Raw genomic sequence first — 16,902 nt, 5'->3', positions numbered from 1 at the left:
TCAGCGCTCCTGCCCATGCAGCCTCACCTCCACGACCTCGCCGCGCAGCGGCAGGTGCAGGAGGATCCGGTCCGGCGCCCGGCCGGCTGCGGCCAGCGCCTGCGCGTACGTGCTCATCTGGCCCAGATAGTTCCGGCGCACATGCCCCACCGGGTCATCACCCGGGTACGACTTGTGGTCCACGAGCACGAGGGAGCCGTCGGGCAGGCGCAGCAGGGTGTCGATCCACCCCTCCATGACCTGCGAGTCCTCGTTCCACCAGGTGATCGGCTGTTCGGTGAGCTGCTCGGCCCCCGGGAACTGCGCGTCCACGAAGCGCGCCCAGGCCTCCCCGGCATCCATCAGCACCTGCGCCTCCACGGTCCGCGTCACCACCCAGCGCGACAGCAGCCGCTCCGCCGCTGCGAGCCGCTGCGCCGGCGAGAGATGCTCGAGCGGCAGGCCGAGGTAGGCGTGCACCGCCTCGCCGACACGCTCCCACTGCGGGCCGCCGCCGCGCACCAGCACCGGGCCGATGCTCCGCGGCTCGTCGACCTCCCCGAGCGCCTCGTCCGAGCCGACGCCGGACGCCTGGAACCGGGCCGAGGCGCGCCCCGTCCCGGGGTCGTCCGGCCGCAGCGGCACATCGGTCGCCGCGAGCGGGTCCGCGTCGCGGGTCAGCCGAGCGGGCACGTCCTCCATCAGATCGTCCACGTTCACCGCGGTCACCGTCGCCGGCAGCGTGCCGTCGGTGCCGTGCACGGTGAGGGCGTCGGCGGACCAGCTCACCATGGGCGGCGTCGCGATCAGGCTGTCCAGCACGGTCGCGGCGCCGGGCACGGCGAGCACCGACGTGCGGGCGGCGCGGGTGAGCGCCACATAGTGCAGCCGCCCGGACTCCTCCGCCTCGGCATCCCGCCGACGACGTGCGAACCCCGACGCGGCGAGGTTCTCCGCCGTGTCCGCCGGGGAGGCGATCTTGGGCCAGAACCGCAGGCTGCGGCCGGCGAGCGGGGCGGTCACGTCGAGCGCGCCGGGGGAGACGACGAGCACGCCGCTGGAGTGGTCGCGCTCCTTCGGGGGTGCGCCGAGGTAGGCGACGACGTGATCCCATTCCAGGCCCTTGGCGCCGTGGATGGTGCCGACCCAGACCGCCTCGGGCAGGGCGGAGAGGTCCGGTCCCTCCGTCCACGCGTCGAGCTCGGCGCGCAGCCCGGTCAGCGTGATGGGGGAGCCCTCCGCCCGACGCCGCTGCGTCGTCTCCTGCGCCATCGCGCGCAGCGCATCCAGGGTGCGACGGCGGGAGCCCTGCCCGGTCCAGCGCTTGATCCGCTGCGGCAGGTCCAGCGCGTCGATCAGCGCGCTGATCATCTCCACCGGGGTGAAGCCGATGCAGGCGCGGCGCACCTCGCGCAGCCCGGCCAGCACGGGATCCTCCCACCAGCTCGCGTACACGGCCTTGCGCGCCTCCCGGTCCGGCGCCGCCATCAGCTGCGTGAACCAGTCCTCGTGCGCGCCGTGATCGCTCAGCAGCGTCACCAGCTCGGTCAGCGCCAGGGTGTCGGAGCCGTCCAGGGTCACCGCGAGCGCCGCGCGCACCATCTGCGCCTCACGCGACGCGAGCAGCGGGTGGGCGGCGCCGGCGGTGGGCACCCCGCGCTCCTGCAGGGCGGCGACCACGGAGGCCCGCTGGGTGTTGCTGCGCACGAGCACCGCGGTCGAGCCCGGGGTGAAGGCGCCCTCGTCGATCCGGCACCGGATCTGCTCGGCGATCATCGCGGCATGCTTCTGCGCGGAGACCACCCGGCGGTCGTTCTTCGTCGCCTCCCACACCTCGAGCACGCCGCCGCCCGCCACAGCCTCCCGCTGCTCGGGGATCTGGAGCTGCACCCTCTCCCGGCCCTCGCCGTCGGGCGCGAACACCGGGGTGAACAGGGCGTTGGTGAAGTCCACGAGCAGCTTCCGCGAGCGCCAGGAGTGGGAGAGGTTCGTGACCTCGCCGGTGCCGAACACCGTGCCGCCACCTTCGAGCGCGCGGATGATGTCCTGCATCAGGCGCGGGTCGGCGTCGCGGAAGCCGTAGATCGCCTGCTTGGGATCGCCCACCCAGATCTTCTCCTCGATGAGCTGGGAGAGCTCGAGGAACAGGGCCAGCTGCACGGGGGAGGTGTCCTGGAACTCGTCGACCGCGAGGAGGCGGTAGCGCGAGGCGATCGACTCCCGCACCCGCGGCGAGCCCTGCAGCAGGCGCAGCGCCTGCACCTCCTGGTCGATGAAATCGATCAGGCCCAGCTCGCGCTTGTAGGTCTCGTAGGCGTCCAGCGAGTCCGCGGCGACGTCGAGCACGAGCGCGATGAGGTCGTGGAGGTCCTGCTGCCAGGCAGGGTTCTGCGCGAAGCCCTCGGTGATCTCGACGGCCAGGGGCTCGAGGGCCCGGTTCGCCGGGGCCCCGAACTTCCCCCCGGCCAGCCGCAGCCAGCTCGACCACGGCGCCCGCTCCCGGTCACGCAGGGTCCGCTCCAGCCGACGCAGCGCCTCGAGGTCTCCCCGCGCCTTGTTGATGCTGCCCTTCGCGATCGGCCCGCCCTTCACCCCGTCCCCGGTCTCATCGACGGACGCGGCCAGATCCTCCGCGAACCCGTCGATCCGCTGTCCCAGCTCGTGCAGCCAGCGGCCCCGCAGGTCCTCACCGGGCTCGGGCAGCTGGGCCGCCTCCCGGAACTCCTCCCAGGACACGGGCGCGGCGGCGCGCAGCTCCTCGGCCCCCAGCAGGTTGGTGCGGGCGGCGTCCGCGACGTCCTTCACCCGGCCCCGCCAGGCCTGCTTGCGGGTCCCGAAGCCGAAGCCGGTGTCCTTCTCGTCGCCGTCGTGCTCGGTGCGGGCGAGCATCGCCGCCCAGCGCACCCCGGCCGCGGCGGCGGTGCGATCGATCGCCGCGGCGAAGGCCGCCCTCTGGGTCGTGTCGTCGAGCACCTGCACCTGCGGGGAGATGCCCGCGTCCAGCGCGTACTCCGTCACCAGGCGCCCGGCGACCGAGTTCACCGTGCTGATCAGGGCGCTGTCGATGCCGCGCGCCGCCTCGACCTGCTGGCGGTCCAGGAGCGTGGAGCGAACCCGCTGGGAGAGCTCGTCGGCCGCCTTGACGGTGAACGTGGTGGCGATGACCTGCGAGGGGTCCAGCCCGGCCCCAAGACGCTCGGCGAGCAGCCGGGTCAGGGTGTACGTCTTGCCGGACCCGGCCGAGGCGTTGATCAGGGTGAAGCTCATGATGCATCGCCTCTCAGGCCGCACAGCAGGGAGAAATCGCAGTAGTCGCAGCGGGCATCGACCACGATCCCGCCGCCGGCCCGCGCCTCCTCCTGCGCCGCGGCGTAGGTCTTCTTCGCGTCCGGGCGGGGGGTGCCGAGCCCCTGCCCGGCATCGCGCAGGATCTGCCCGGACTGCGCGGTGACGGTGCCCTCGCCGATCGCGTCGAGCGCCTCGGTGATCTCCGCGGTCGTCGTCGACCAGGCGGCGGAGATGTCGAGGGTGGGCCGGCCGTGGGGATCCAGCGCCGGGTTCGCGGAGACGAACTCGCCCTGCTTGAGCAGGAAGTACCCGACGTCGGCCGAGTCGTCATGCAGCGACCAGGCGTAGGAGGCGAGCTGCAGCGCCTCGCCGGCGTCGAACAGCTCGGGGTACTTCTTGGCGGCCGAGGTCCACTTCAGGTCGATCACGGTGGGCTTCCCGGCGGCGTCCTCGGCGAGCACGTCCCGGAAGCCCAGGAACGGCACCTCGAGATCCCCGCGCTTCAGGCGCAGGGTCAGCGGCTCCTCGAAGCGCGATTCCACGGAGGTGATCACGAGCCCGGCCTCCGCGAGGCGGCCGAAGAACTCGACCAGGGAGCGCACGGCGGTCTCGCGCATGGTGGTCAGCTCGACCTCCCGGCCGGGCAGCAGCAGCTCCGAGGCGAGCTGCGGGACGAGCCGCTCGAGCGTCTGAGCGATCTGGGCGGCCGACGGCGGACCGCTGCGCCCCCGCTCCCGCCCGGTGTTCACCAGCTCCTCGACCACGGTGTGCACGAGGGTGCCGATCATCTGGTTGCCGCTGGGCACGCTCGCGACCGAGGCAGGACGGATCCCCAGCCCGGTGCGGTACGTCCACTTCTGCCGGCAGCCGATCAGGTTCTCCGCCTGGGAGTAGCTCAGTGCGGTCGGCACCAGATGCGGCGCCGGGACGGTGCGCTTGGTGAGATCCTGCGCAGGCTCCGCCGGCCGGACCAGCGCCGGGACGCTCAGCGGCCGACGCGACCCGGCGAGCTCCCAGACCCCGCCCCCGATCGCCGTGCGCGGATCCACCCGATACTGCTCGAGCACCTCCGCGACGTCCTCCCCGGCGGCGGCCCGCTGCGCCGCGAGGTGCGCGAGCAGGGAGTGTGGCGCCGTGGCCTTCTCGGAGCGGCTGCGGGTGCGCACCACGACCAGCCGCCCGGCTCCGAGCAGCCCGCGCAGTCCCGCATCGGTCTCGAGAGCGGCGAGGGCGGCGGGGTCGATGACTCTCGCACCGAGCTCCTCGAGCGCCGCGATCTCGATCGCATCCCAGGTCACGCCGGTCTGGGGATCCTGGCGGTCCGCGCCCCACCACAGCACGTCCCCACCGCGCGGGCGCAGCTGCGCCGGGCGGGTGCAGGCGGTCCAGGCGTCGGTCGCCTCGGGCCGGGCGACGGGGGAGGCGGCGCGGCCGCCGGAGGCCTCGACGATCTGGGAGAGCTCGCGCGCGCCGAGCACGTGGTCCTCGCCGAGGGTGTCGAGCACCGCCAGGAACGTCTGCAGGTGCGCGCTCGCCCGCACCAGACCCGGATCGCCCTGACCGAGCGCCTGCAGGCGCTCGCCGAGCCAGGAGGTCGCCGAGCGCAGCCGCGGCGGCGTCAGCTGCTCCGGGTCCAGCGGATGCGTGACCAGCGTGGAGACCGCCCGGGCGATCTCGAGGGCGGCGGCCTCCTCGGGATCGGCGGCGAGCCGGGCGAGGTCGGTGAGCACCGCCTCCCAGACCGGGCCACCGGTGCCGGGCTCGGCGGCCAGCGCATCGAGGAACCGGCGACGCACCCGCGAGGGCACCAGGCCGATGGGTTCACGGTCGGAGTCCGGCGCATCGAGCACGCGCAGGTCGAGGAAGGCGCCGAGCTGCTGCACGTCCACCGGGGCGATCGCGATCGAGAGGTACAGGGGAAGGATCTGCAGGCTCGTCCGGTCCGCCGAGGCCCCCGCCACCCCGATCGCCGCCAGACCGCGACGGTGCAGCTCCTGGTCCAGGAGGATCGTGTCCTCCGTGGCGAGGACGTGGACAGGATCCCCGTCGCGCCCGGCGAGGAACCGCGCGGCGGTCTCCGCGGCGGTCCATTCGTCGTCGGTCTCCAGCAGCATCAGCTCCGGCTGCCCGGCTGGTGCGGCGGGGACGGGCACGACGGCGACTCCGGCTCCTGCCAGCAGCTCCAGCAGCTGCGGCCACAGCCCGGGGAGCGTCGCCGGCTCCTCCTGGCAGAGGACCCGGTCGATCCCCAGCGGCCAGGGGGACGCGGAGAGCTCCGCGAGCAGGTCGACGATCTCCCGCAGGTCATCGGCGGCGCCGGCGGAGAGATCAGCGGCCGCCTCGATCGCGCACAGCGCCTCGATCCGCGCCGGCAGCCCCGGCGCCCGACGCAGCGAGGCCCCGGCAGCCACCGCCGCATCCCGCCACGCCAGCATCGTGCTCGCGGTCGCCCACGGATCGACGTCGAACGAGGCCCGTGCCCACTCGTGGTCCGCGGCGGCGATCGCGCGGGCGTACTGCGCGGTCCGCACCGCCGGATCGACCGACGGGCGGGTCAGCGCGAGCCTCGTCTGCAGCAGCTGCACGAGACCGCGGGGCCCCACGCGCACCGTCCCGGTCGCGCCGGCGCCGTCCGTCCAGGCGGTGCCGTCCAGCGACCAGCCGAACTCGATCTGCATCTGGGCTCCTCCGTCGTCGCGTCCCGCCCCAGACTAGGGGAGGGGGCCGACAGCGGGGATCAGGTCCGGCCGACGGGTCAGCGGTTGAACGGATCGTCCGCCCGTACTCCCCAGCTGAACCCGCGCTCGTAGTACACGGAGCCGGAGGTGTCCGGGGCGAGGAGCAGCTCCTGGCCCTCTCCGCTCACGTGCAGCGTGCCGTCGTCCTGCTCGGCCACCTCGAGCGCGAGCGTCGTCGGGGTGATCTCGGTGTACTGCGCAAGGGTCTGCCCCTGTGCACGCAGCGGCCGCAGCGACAGCTCGACCGTGTCCTCCCCGGTGCGCTCGTAGCTGCCGGTCAGCAGCTCCCCGTCCGCCAGGCGGAGCTGCACGGCGGCCCGCCCGTCGTAGGCGACCTCGCCGAACGCGATCGCGCTCCATCGTGTGTCCTCGCTCAGCTGCGCGGCAGGCTCGGCGGCGTCCTCCTGCACCTCCCACACCCCGGCGGGAGCGGACTCGTCCGTGGTGCGCTCGGGGTACATCGAGCTGACTCCCCAGCCCACCAGCCCCACCAGCACGAGGGCGGCGATCGGCCCCAGGATGCTCATGATCCGCGCCAGAGGCGGCCACGGCATCAGGGTGGGCAACGGTCCGCGCCGGATCTCGCCCTGGTCGATGAACGCCCTGGCCAGGCGGGGCATCCACGGGATCAGCACCAGGATCGACATGACCAGCAGGATGGTGGCGATCAGCTTGACCGGGACGTCGTAACCGATGTTCAGCACGAGCACGAGGGACATGTCCGCGGCGGCGATCAGAGCGCCCAGCGGCACGGACCGCCGCCACAGCAGGGCGAGCGCGGCGCCGGCCTCCGCGACCCCGCCGAGCACCTGGAACAGCGGGGAGAAGGCGACCATGCGCCACAGCATCCCCATCGGGCTCATCTCGCCCTGGGTCACCAAGGCGTCGCCCATGTCCGTGACCCCGAACTGTCCGAGCACGATCTTCGCGACGCCGTAGTACAGCAGCGCGATCGCGAGCAGCAGGCGCACGCCGCCGTGCGCCCACCAGCCCAGCGTCACCGCGACGAGGCGTCCGATGCGCTTCTCGGTGGAGTAGTCGTCGGAGGGAGGGGCGGGGGAGGAAGGAACCTCAGGGGAGGAGGAGGGATCACTCATGACCCCAGTCCAGTGGATCTGCGCGCAGGTTGCATCGGTCGTTGGGCGAGGCGCAGGTCATCGACCGTCGAACCCTCGGCGGCGAGCTCACGACTTTCGACGTACGCCTCCGAGCGGGTCAGGTGCGTGCGCCGTCTCAGATCCGCGCGAACTCCTGCACCCACGACGCCTCGGACTGCACCGGCCGCCCCGCCACCAGCTCACCGTCCGCGACGAACCCCTCCTCGCGTCCGGTGAGCTCCCGCACCAGGATCTCCCGATGCCGGGCGAGCTCGTCGGCCGCTTCGGCCTCCCCAGCGAGGTCCCGCAGCTCCTGCGGGTCCTCGACCAGATCGAACAGCTGCTCGTGCCCATCCCCGGAGAACCACACATACTTGTGCCGCTGCGAGCGGATCCACTGCATCGAGTGCCGGCCCAGCGAGCCGATCAGATGCTCCCCGTGCAGGTGCTCGCGCACCGGCTCACCGGGGCGCAGGCTCATCCCGTCGACGCCGCCCGGCACCTCGACGTCCGCGAGCCCCAGCAGCGTGGGCATCAGATCACGCAGCTCGGCGATCGTCTCCACCTCGCCGGGTTCGCCCCATCCACCGCGCCATCTCGGCGGCACGTGCACCACGAGCGGCACCCGTGCGGAGCCCTCGTAGCCCACGGACTTCCGGTACATGTCGTGGTCACCCATCATGTCGCCGTGATCGGAGACGAACACGATGATCGTGTCCTCGGCCAGCGCATGGTCCGAGAGCTTCTCCCGCAGCCGGTTCAGCTGCAGGTCGATGAACTCGATCGAGCCGTAGTAGCCCGCGCGCACCTGCTGATGGGTGGTCTCCTTCTGCGCCCCGAACTCCGCCTCGGAGGCGAAGTCGCGGCGGTGCTCGTCGAACCGCTCCACCCAGTCGCCCAGCGGCCTCGGCGGGAACTCGCGGCCGCGGTACTTGTCCCACAGCCAGGCCGGCGGGTCGAAGGGCGCATGCGGCCGATGGAACGACATGTACAGGAAGAAGGGGCGGGTGGGGTCGCGCCGTTCGAGCACGCGGAACGACTCGTCGGCCACCCAGCGCGTGGGATGCAGCCGCTCCTCGCGCTCCCAGGGCCGCGCGGTCATCGCATTGCAGCCGACCCCGGTCTCCTGGTAATCGGCGCGGGGGTCCCCGGTCTCACGGCGCAGGAAGTCGACGTAGTCGTCGATCGCCGCCGATGGCCCGCCGCTCAGCCTCCGCGAGGTGTGCAGGAACCCGTCGTGCAGCAGGACGTCGTCGAAGCCGCAGCGGGCCCGGTCGGGGAAGACGTGCATCTTGCCCACCCCGAAGGCCTGGTACCCCGCCTCCCGCAGCGTCGACTGCAGCGTGACCGGGTACGCGTCGGGGAAGGAGACCCCCTCCCGATAACCGTAGCGGCCGTGCAGGTCAGGAGACTTCCCGGTGAACATCGCGACCCGGGCCGGTACGCACGTGGGCGTCGCCGAATAGGCCCGCGTGAAGCGGTAGCCGCCGCGTGCGAGGTCATCGAGGTTCGGGGTGTCGATGTGCTCGTTGCCGGCCGCGCCCATGGCGTCGGCCCGCATCTCGTCGACGCACACCAGGACGATGTTGGGGCGGTCCATCGGAGTCCTTCTCTCTGCTGTCGGGTGGGAACGCAGAAGGCCCGGAGTGCACACAGCACCCCGGGCCCTCGACGGCATCTCAGCCCTGGTTCGCGGAACCGGGGTGCGCCCACGGCGGGGTGCCCTGCTGCCCGCCGCGGTGCTGCCCACCGTTCTGGGCCTGCTGCTGGGCCTCGCGGGCCCTCTGCTCGGCCGCGGACCGGGCACGCTCCGCGCGGACCTGCTCCTGGTCGCGCAGCTCCTGCGCGGAGATCCGCTGACGGTTGTCGGCATCGGCGACGTCCGCGTCCTTGCTCGCCTCCGCTGCGGCCTGCGACTGCAGCATGGCGGTGCGGATCTCGTCGCCCATGGAGCCCACGGCGCCCGGGTTCGAGGGCAGGTACAGCACGTTGGAGCGGGCGTTGCGCGCCACGTCCTGCATGGTGTCGAAGTACTGCGTCATCAGCAGCAGCTGCTCGGCGGAGTTCTCGATGCCCACCTTGCGGAGCATCTCGTACTGCTCGGCGATGCCCAGGGCGATCGCCTTGCGCTGAGCGGCGACACCCTCACCCTGCAGGCGCTTGGACTCGGCCTCGGCCTCGGCCTGGGTGACGCGCTTGATCTTGTCCGCCTCGGCGAGCGACTGCGCGGCGACGCGGTCGCGCTGGGCGGCATTGATGGAGTTCATCGAGTCGCGCACACGCTGATCCGGCGAGATGTCCTGGACCAGGGTGTTGATGATGTTGAAGCCGAACTCGTGCATGCGGGCCGACAGGGTCTGCTCGACGCTGTGGGCGATGTCGTCCTTGGACTCGAAGGCCGCGTCCAGGTCGAGGCTCGACAGGGCGGAGCGCACGGTGTCGAACACGTACGAGCGGATCTGCGCCTCGGCGTTGGAGAGCTTGTAGTACGCGTCGACGACCTGTTCTTCCTTGATCACGTACTGCACCGCGACCGGCACGTTGACGAACACGTTGTCCTTGGTCTTGGACTCGATGTTGACCTCGAGCTGCTGGACGCGCAACGAGATCGGCTTGGTGGTGTTGTCGACGAACGGTGCCTTGAAGTTCAGACCGGCGTGCGCGACGCGCTTGAACTTGCCGAAGCGCTCGACGATCACGGCTTCACGCGAGTGCACGGTGAACATGATCGACGTGCGCAGACCACCGAACAGCAGAGCTGCCAGGATGATCACGACGACGATCACGACGACGGCGACGACGAGGAAGATGACTGCGCCTTCCATGGGGGACCCCTTTCCAGTGGGACACGATTGTGTTCCACGCTACAGGGTCCACCGGTGTGGTCACCGCAGACCTAAGTCGGTTTCTATCCGTCGGGCGATCCGCACCGGGGGCACCGGCGGTGCGTAGCGCCGCAGCACCTGGCCGTCGCCGTCGATCAGGAACTTCGTGAAGTTCCAGGCGATGCGACCGCCCATCACCCCGCCCTTCTGGGCGCACATCCACTGCCACAGCGGGTGCGCGAGGGGCCCGTTGACGTCGATCTTGGAGAACAGCGGGAAGGTGACGTCGTAGGTCGAGGTGCACACGTCGTGGGTGTCCTGGTCCGTCCCGGGATCCTGGTGGAACTGGTCCGACGGGAAGCCGAGCACCGTGAAGCCGTGCTCGCCGTACTGCTCCTGGAGGGCCTGCAGGCCGCGGAGCTGCGGGGTGAAGGCGCACTCGGTCGCGATGTTGACCACCAGGACGAGGCGGCCCGCGTACTCGCGCATCGAGCGCGTCTCTCCGTCGATGGTGACGGCGTGGAAATCGTGGAAGGTGGCGCTCTCGCTGGTCCCTGCAGTCCGACCCATGCTCCCTGTCCTCTCGCTGTTCCCCGTCATCGTAGGGTCTTCAGCCTCCAGCTGCCTGGGTGCGGGAAGAACAGCAGGGTCGCCATCGGGCCGACGACCGGGTCCACGCCCGCCCGCGTCACCACGAGCTCGGCGATCGTGCCATCCAGCACGAGCACCAGCTCGTCCTCGGCAGTGACCGGCAGCGGACCGGTCGCGAGCTGCCGCGGGGAGAACAGGGGTCGCCCGTCGGCGCCCAGTGCCTGCGCGCGATGCAGCCGCACCGTGGTCCCTCCGATGTCCCGCACGAGCCGCAGCTCGACGCGGTCGGGACCGACCAGCTCCACTTCTCCACCGGGACGGGGAAGGGGGATCCGCAGCACGTGCGCGGTCGCGGGATCGAGCGCCTGGTCCGGTTCCGTGCTGCGCGGGGCCGACGGCAGCACCGGCTCGGCCACGATCGCGTCGCCCCGCGGATGCAGGGTCCGCGGAAGGCTCATGACTCCCCGCCACGGGGCGGTCGGGGTGCGCCCGGCATACTCGACGTCCACTGCCCAGCCCATCAGCAGGGGAGGACCCTCGACGCCGGAGAAGGTCACCGCCGCGTACAGGTCCGGACCGTGGTCCAGGGGAACCGGATCGGCCTGGGCCGTGAAGGCGGCACCGTCGAAGTCACCCCGGATCCCCCAGGTCCCCGAGGTGCCCACGGGGCCGCCGGGGTTCGTCGAGAGGATCAGCAGCCAGGGATGATCCTCCGTCGTGGCGAGCTGCACCAGATCAGGGCACTCCCAGATCCCGGTCAGCCTCTCGTCGCGATAGGTGGAGGTGTGCTCCCAGGTGATCAGGTCGTGCGAGGTGTGCACGAGCAGCTCCCTGTCCTGGGCCTCGACCGCGACCATCACCCACTGCCCGCTCGGCCCGTGCCACAGCACCTTGGGATCGCGGAAGTCCGCGGATCCGCGATCGACGACCGCCTCGGCACGCTTGGTCCAGGACGCCCCGTCGTCGGTCGAGATCGCGAGCCGCTGGTCCTGCAGTGCGCCGCGCAGGGGGTGCTCCGGCCCGCTGTGCCCCGTGTACAGGGCGACGAGCCGGTCGTCGATCCGCACTACGCTGCCGGAGTAGATCTGTACCCCGTCCTCCTCGCGGATCGCCGGGCCATGGTCCTCCCACCGGAGGAGGTCCCGGCTCGTCGCATGCGCCCAGGTCATGTGACCGTGGTCCGAACCGAACGGGTTGTTCTGGTAGAAGGCGTGCCAGATGCCCTCGTGCAGGATCAGTCCGTTGGGGTCGTTCATCCAGGTCGACGGTGCGCTCAGGTGGACCCGGGGCCGCGGGGTGCTCATGCCACCAGTGTGCGGGACTGCCGCGGGCTCACGCCAGGAACGCGTCGACCTCCGCGCGGGTGGGTGCGCTCTGCGGCCCCCTCCGGGTCACGGCGATCCCGGCGGCGGCATTCGCCCGGGTGGCCGCGGACTCCCAGTCGGCCCCGAGGGCACGCTCGGCCAGCAGCACCCCGGTATGGGTGTCGCCGGCCCCGTTGGTGTCCACCGCCTCCTGCGGGAAGGCGGGGATCTCGGTGCCGCGGCCGTGATGGAACACGATGCAGCCCTTGTTGCCGTCGCGCACGATCACCACGGCGTGCCCGCCGATCCGTCGGCGCAGCGCCTCGGGCGTGTCCTCGAGCGCGTCGAGGCCGGTCAGCGCGCGGGCCTCGTCGGCGTTCGAGGTCCACACGGTGGTGCGCGCGAGCACCCGCTCCTGCACCTCGCGGGGGAACGTCGCGAAGGGCGCGCCCGGATCCAGCACCACCTCGACGCCCTCGGGCACGGTCTCGAGGAACTCCAGCAGCGGGTCGCGCGTCGGCTCGAACAGGCTGTACCCGGACAGGCACAGCAGGTCGCCGGGCTGCGGGTCGAGGGTCGCGAGGGAGGCCGCGGTGATCTCGCGCTCCGCGCCGTAGACGGTCAGGAAGGTGCGTTCGGCCGACGGCTCGAGCATGACCACGCAGTATCCGGTGTCGGAGCCGGGACGCACCTCGTCGGAGAGGCCGACGCCGTCGGCCGCGAGCGCCTCCCGGATCAGGTCCCCGTGGGCGCCGGCGCCGTGCGCGCCGCCGTGCACCGCCTCGGCGCCGGTGCGGGCGGCCGCGACCAGCGTCGTCACTGCTCCGCCGGCGTACCACTGCTCGCTCAGCGCATTGGCGTTGCCGCCGCGCGGGGGGAGGTCCTCGACCTCGATGACGATGTCGACGAGGGCCTGGGCGGTGTGCAGCACGCGGGACATGGCCCGAGTCTAGGTGCGACCATGGCTCCATGGACTCCGCTCCCGCCCGTCCGCGTCGCCGCGGGCCTCTGCTCATCGCCCTCGTGGCCGTCGTGATCGTGGCCCTCGTGGTCGGTGTGCTCCTGTGGCGGGATCGCTTCGGCGACGGGGCCGAGGAGGCGCAGGCCCTGGCCGATGCGCTTCCGGAGGGGGACTTCGCCGAGGTCGCGCTCGAGGACCTCTCGGCCTCCGCCGCCGCCGAGGAGCACGAGCGGGTCCTCGGGCCGCTGCTCGAGGCGGTCGAGGCGCCCCCGCAGGTCGAGCTGGTCGACGCCGGGGACGCCGAGAACGGCACCCGCACCGCGACCCTGCAGTGGACCTGGACCCTCCCGCAGGACGCCGGGACCTGGGAGTACACCACCGAGGCGGTGCTGCGGCGCGGCGAGGACGGCTGGGCCGCGCAGCTCGCCCCCACCGTGTTCGCCCCCGACCTCAGCGCCCGCGAGCACCTGGACCTCAAGCGCCTCGACCCGGAGATGGGAACGGTCACCGACCGCGACGGGGCGGTTCTCTACGGTCCCCATGACGTGCAGGTGATCGGCCTGGACAAGGCGCAGCTCGAGGAGTCCGAGCTGGACGACTCCGCGCGGGCGCTCGCCGGGCAGCTCGGGATCGACGAGGACAACTACGCGAGCGCTGTCGCCGGCAACGGGCCCGAGGCGTTCGTCCCCGCGCTCACGATCCGCGTCGAGGACCTCGGGGACTACCCGCTGGCGACGGCGGAGGAGGTCCCCGGCTACCGGGCGCTCGAGAAGAGCCAGCCGCTGGCCGTCGAGCGCGACTATGCCCCGGGCGTGCTCGGCTCCCTGCGGGAGGCCACGAAGGAGGACGTCGACGGCTCCGACGGCGAGATCCTCGCCGGGGACCTCGTCGCCACCGGCGGGGTCGTCGCCGCCGAGCACGACGCCCTGGTGGGCACCGCCGGGGTGAACGTGGTCGCCGTGGACCCCGATGCGGAGGCCGCGCGATCCCTGCACAAGGTCGAGGCGAGCGAGGGCACCGAGGTGCGCACCACCCTCGACGACGACCTCCAGCGACTCGCCACGGAGTCGATCGCCGAGCAGGACGCCCCGGCCGCCGTGATCGCGCTGAAGCCGTCGACCGGCGATGTGCTCGCCTCGGCGCTCGGGCCGACGGGGCAGAGCTATCCCATCGGCCTGGTCGGCCAGTACGCCCCCGGGTCGACCTTCAAGGCGGTGACCGCGCTGTCCCTGCTGCGCGAGGGCGTCACCCCGGACACCGAGCTGCAGTGCCCGAAGACCGCGACCGTCGAGGGGCGCAGCTTCAAGAACGCCGATTCGATGGACCCGGGCCTGTTCGGGCCGATGCCGCTGCGGGACGTGATCGCGCATTCCTGCAACACGGCCCTGCTGCTGCAGTACGACACCGTCGACCAGCCCGCTCTCGCCGACGCCGCGACCACGCTCGGCATCGGCCAGGAGGCCCCGAAGGGTCTCGAGGCGTTCATGGGGTCCGTCGATCCCGAGGACACGGGCACCGAGCACGCCGCGGCGATGATGGGCCAGGGCCGCGTGCTGACCTCGCCGCTGTCGATGGCCGTGGTCCTCGCGAGCGTGCAGCAGGGCAGCACCGTCCATCCCCGGATCCTCGCCGACGACGAGACGGCGGCGCCCGAGGTGCCGAACCCGCTGACGGCCGACGAGACCGCGCAGATGCAGGAGATGCTGCGCGGAGTCGTCACCTACGGCAGCCTCGACGAGTTCGCGGACCTCCCGGGCGAGCCGGTGATCGGCAAGACCGGCACCGCGGAGTGGACGAACGAGGACGACGAGCTCAAGCTCCACTCCTGGGTGATCGTCGCCCAGGGCGATCTGGTCGTCGTCGCCTTCGTCGAGGACGGCAGCTACGGCTCGACCACGGCAGGACCCATTGCCCGCGAGGTGCTCGAGGGCCAGTAGGTCGAGAAGGGCAGCAGGTCGAGAGGGGCGGCAGGTCGAACTCGCACGGGCGGCGGCGCCTGCCCGCGGGGTGAGCCGCCGCGGGCTCACAGCCCCGCCGCGACCTCCACGGCCTGGCGGATCGCACGCTCGGCGTCGAGCTCCGCGGCCACATCGGCGCCGCCGATCACGTGCACCCGGGGCGTGCGGCCCGCGCGGCTCTCGCGCACCTCGTCGGCCAGGGTGTTCACGCTGACCTGACCGGCGCAGACCACGACCGTGTCGACCTCGAGCACGCGCTCGGCGTCGTCCTCCAGGACGTGCAGACCCTCGGCGTCGATCCGCTGGTAGGTGACGCCCTTGTGCTGGATGATCCCGGCGTGGCGCAGCTCGGCGCGGTGCACCCAGCCGGTGGTGCGGCCCAGTCCGGCGCCGATCCGGGTCTCCTTGCGCTGCAGCAGATGGACCTCGCGGGCGAGCCGGCCGTCGTCCGGGTCTCCGTCCGGCCGCGGGACCACGCCGCCGCGGTGGGCATCGGCATCGACGACGCCCCAGTGCGTGCGCCAGGCCGCGACATCGAGGGTCGGCGAGGGACGGGGGGAGGTGAGGAACTCCGCGACGTCCACGCCGATGCCGCCGGCACCGATGATCGCGACCCGCTCGCCCGCCTCGGCGCGGCCCTCGAGCAGGTCGGCGTAGCTGATCACTGCGGGGCCGTCGTCGGCAGGAGAGTCGGCGCCCGGCAGGTCGAGCTCGCGCGGGGTGACCCCGGTGGCGACGATGACGTCATGGAAGCCGAGCAGGTCCTCCGCGCCGGGCCGGAAGTCCAGGCGCATCCCGACCCCGGCCGCGGCGAGCCGCATCCGCCAGGACTGCAGCGCCTGCGCGTAGTCCTCCTTGCCGGGGATGCGGGCGGCCAGGCGCAGCTGGCCACCGATCTCGCCGGTGGCCTCGAACAGGGTGACGATGTGGCCGCGCTCGGCGGCGGCGAGTGCGGCCTCCAGTCCGGCCGGGCCGGCGCCGACGACGGCCACCTTGCGGGCCCGGCGCTGCGTGACGGGGCGCAGCACCAGCTCGGTCTCGTGGCCGGCGCGCGGGTTGACCAGGCAGCTGGCGCGCTTGCCGTCGAACACCTTGTCCAGGCAGGCCTGGTTGCAGGAGATGCAGGCGACCACCTGGGAGGCGCGGCCGTCGGCGAGCTTGGCCGGCAGGTTCGGGTCGGCCAGCAGCGGGCGAGCCATGGAGATCAGGTCGGCCTGGCCGTCGGCGAGCACCTGCTCGGCGACCGCCGGGTCGTGGATCCGGTTCGAGGCGACGACCGGCACGTCGACCAGCTCGCGCAGCATGCTGGTCTGCTCGGTGAAGGCGGCACGCGGCACGGAGGTGACGATGGTGGGCACTCGGGCCTCGTGCCAGCCGATGCCCGTGGACAGCACGTCCACTCCGCGCGCGGTGAGGCCCTGGGCGAGGGCTGTGGTCTCTGTCCAGCTCTGCCCGCCGGGCACGAGGTCCAGCAGGGAGATGCGGTAGCTGAGCAGGGCGTCCGGTCCGATCGCCTCGCGCACCGCGGAGGTGATCGCGAACGGCATCGCGCGCCTGCCCTCGGAGCTGCGGCCCCAGCGGTCCCGGCGACGGTTCGTGGCCGGGGCGAGGAACTGGTTGAGGAGGTAGCCCTCGGAGCCCATGATCTCGACGCCGTCGTATCCGGCGGCGACCGCGCGGCCGGCGGCCTCGGCGAAGTGGTCGATCGTGCGTCCGACTCCGCGGCGGGTGAGGCGGCGCACTCGGAACGGGGAGAGCGGGGAGCGGCCCCGGCCTGCGGACGCGGCGAGCGGGTGGAAGGCGTAGCGGCCGGCATGGAGGAGCTGGAGGATGATGCGGCCGTCGGCCTCGTGGACCTCGCGGGTGACGAGCTGGTGGCCGTGCAGGGTGCGCTCGGTCGCCTGGGCTCCGCGGGGAGTGAGCCGCCCGGTGCGGTCGGGGGAGAATCCGCCGGTGACGATCAGCCCGGCCCCGCCGCGGGCGCGCTCGCCGAGGTAGGCGGCGAGCTTCTTGACGTCGGACGTGCGGTCCTCGAGGCCCACGTGCATCGACCCCATGACGATCCGGTTTCGTACCTCGAAGCGGCCCAGGTCCAGGGGGGAGAGCAGGGTCGGGTACGAGCGGGGTGCGGTGGGGTGGGGAAGCGGCGTTGCCATGCCGC

10 protein-coding genes are annotated in these 16,902 nt (G+C 72.4%); 1 reads left to right on the top strand and 9 read right to left on the bottom strand.

Going from position 1 to position 16,902, the window contains the following annotated elements; translation table 11 throughout:
* The 8 genes from ACT3T5_RS02215 to ACT3T5_RS02180 form a co-directional block, all read right to left on the bottom strand.
* On the bottom strand, positions 1 to 3,246 hold the full coding sequence (locus tag ACT3T5_RS02215; protein ID WP_444593479.1) for a UvrD-helicase domain-containing protein: 3,246 nt from the start codon (positions 3,244 to 3,246) through the stop codon (positions 1 to 3).
* Positions 3,243 to 5,945, bottom strand: coding sequence for a PD-(D/E)XK nuclease family protein (locus ACT3T5_RS02210; RefSeq protein WP_444593478.1), 2,703 nt, complete (start codon positions 5,943 to 5,945; stop codon positions 3,243 to 3,245). Before ACT3T5_RS02210 ends, ACT3T5_RS02215 begins: the two co-directional genes overlap by 4 nt.
* Positions 5,946 to 6,022: 77 nt before the next feature.
* On the bottom strand, positions 6,023 to 7,102 hold the full coding sequence (locus tag ACT3T5_RS02205; protein ID WP_444593477.1) for a hypothetical protein: 1,080 nt from the start codon (positions 7,100 to 7,102) through the stop codon (positions 6,023 to 6,025).
* A gap of 136 nt (positions 7,103 to 7,238) precedes the next feature.
* Complete coding sequence (locus ACT3T5_RS02200; RefSeq protein ID WP_444593476.1) at positions 7,239 to 8,702, bottom strand: arylsulfatase; 1,464 nt, start codon at positions 8,700 to 8,702, stop codon at positions 7,239 to 7,241.
* Between the two features lie 79 nt (positions 8,703 to 8,781).
* Positions 8,782 to 9,927: an SPFH domain-containing protein gene (locus ACT3T5_RS02195; RefSeq protein ID WP_444593475.1), complete on the bottom strand. Its 1,146-nt coding sequence runs from the start codon at positions 9,925 to 9,927 to the stop codon at positions 8,782 to 8,784.
* A 60-nt stretch (positions 9,928 to 9,987) separates the two neighbouring features.
* The gene (locus ACT3T5_RS02190) at positions 9,988 to 10,497 is read right to left on the bottom strand and encodes a glutathione peroxidase (protein ID WP_444593474.1); all 510 of its coding nucleotides are present in this window, start codon (positions 10,495 to 10,497) and stop codon (positions 9,988 to 9,990) included.
* A 26-nt stretch (positions 10,498 to 10,523) separates the two neighbouring features.
* Positions 10,524 to 11,822: a glycoside hydrolase family 32 protein gene (locus tag ACT3T5_RS02185; RefSeq protein WP_444593473.1), complete on the bottom strand. Its 1,299-nt coding sequence runs from the start codon at positions 11,820 to 11,822 to the stop codon at positions 10,524 to 10,526.
* A 28-nt stretch (positions 11,823 to 11,850) separates the two neighbouring features.
* A complete protein-coding gene (locus ACT3T5_RS02180) occupies positions 11,851 to 12,762 on the bottom strand; it encodes a PfkB family carbohydrate kinase (protein ID WP_444593472.1) in 912 nt (303 codons plus the stop codon).
* A 29-nt stretch (positions 12,763 to 12,791) separates the two neighbouring features.
* On the opposite strand from ACT3T5_RS02180, the gene ACT3T5_RS02175 reads away from it, so the two are divergent.
* A complete protein-coding gene (locus tag ACT3T5_RS02175) occupies positions 12,792 to 14,720 on the top strand; it encodes a penicillin-binding transpeptidase domain-containing protein (protein ID WP_444593471.1) in 1,929 nt (642 codons plus the stop codon).
* Positions 14,721 to 14,806: 86 nt separating this feature from the next.
* Here ACT3T5_RS02175 and ACT3T5_RS02170 read toward each other — a convergent pair whose 3' ends face one another.
* The gene (locus ACT3T5_RS02170) at positions 14,807 to 16,897 is read right to left on the bottom strand and encodes an oxidoreductase (protein ID WP_444593470.1); all 2,091 of its coding nucleotides are present in this window, start codon (positions 16,895 to 16,897) and stop codon (positions 14,807 to 14,809) included.
* Positions 16,898 to 16,902: the final 5 nt, after the last annotated feature.

The organism is Brachybacterium sp. AOP3-A1-3 (assembly GCF_052378285.1).
GTDB lineage: Bacteria > Actinomycetota > Actinomycetes > Actinomycetales > Dermabacteraceae > Brachybacterium.
Note: the sequence above shows the minus strand (reverse complement) of the source record. Positions and strands in the feature narration are given on the sequence as shown.

Excerpts from the sequence above, each read along its gene's own strand:
- ACT3T5_RS02215 (WP_444593479.1), bottom strand. The coding sequence starts at position 3,246 with ATGAGCTTCACCCTGATCAACGCCTCGGCCGGGTCCGGCAAGACGTAC.
- ACT3T5_RS02210 (WP_444593478.1), bottom strand. The coding sequence starts at position 5,945 with ATGCAGATCGAGTTCGGCTGGTCGCTGGACGGCACCGCCTGGACGGAC.
- ACT3T5_RS02205 (WP_444593477.1), bottom strand. The coding sequence starts at position 7,102 with ATGAGTGATCCCTCCTCCTCCCCTGAGGTTCCTTCCTCCCCCGCCCCT.
- ACT3T5_RS02200 (WP_444593476.1), bottom strand. The coding sequence starts at position 8,702 with ATGGACCGCCCCAACATCGTCCTGGTGTGCGTCGACGAGATGCGGGCC.
- ACT3T5_RS02195 (WP_444593475.1), bottom strand. The coding sequence starts at position 9,927 with ATGGAAGGCGCAGTCATCTTCCTCGTCGTCGCCGTCGTCGTGATCGTC.
- ACT3T5_RS02190 (WP_444593474.1), bottom strand. The coding sequence starts at position 10,497 with ATGGGTCGGACTGCAGGGACCAGCGAGAGCGCCACCTTCCACGATTTC.
- ACT3T5_RS02185 (WP_444593473.1), bottom strand. The coding sequence starts at position 11,822 with ATGAGCACCCCGCGGCCCCGGGTCCACCTGAGCGCACCGTCGACCTGG.
- ACT3T5_RS02180 (WP_444593472.1), bottom strand. The coding sequence starts at position 12,762 with ATGTCCCGCGTGCTGCACACCGCCCAGGCCCTCGTCGACATCGTCATC.
- ACT3T5_RS02175 (WP_444593471.1), top strand. The coding sequence starts at position 12,792 with ATGGACTCCGCTCCCGCCCGTCCGCGTCGCCGCGGGCCTCTGCTCATC.
- ACT3T5_RS02170 (WP_444593470.1), bottom strand. The coding sequence starts at position 16,897 with ATGGCAACGCCGCTTCCCCACCCCACCGCACCCCGCTCGTACCCGACC.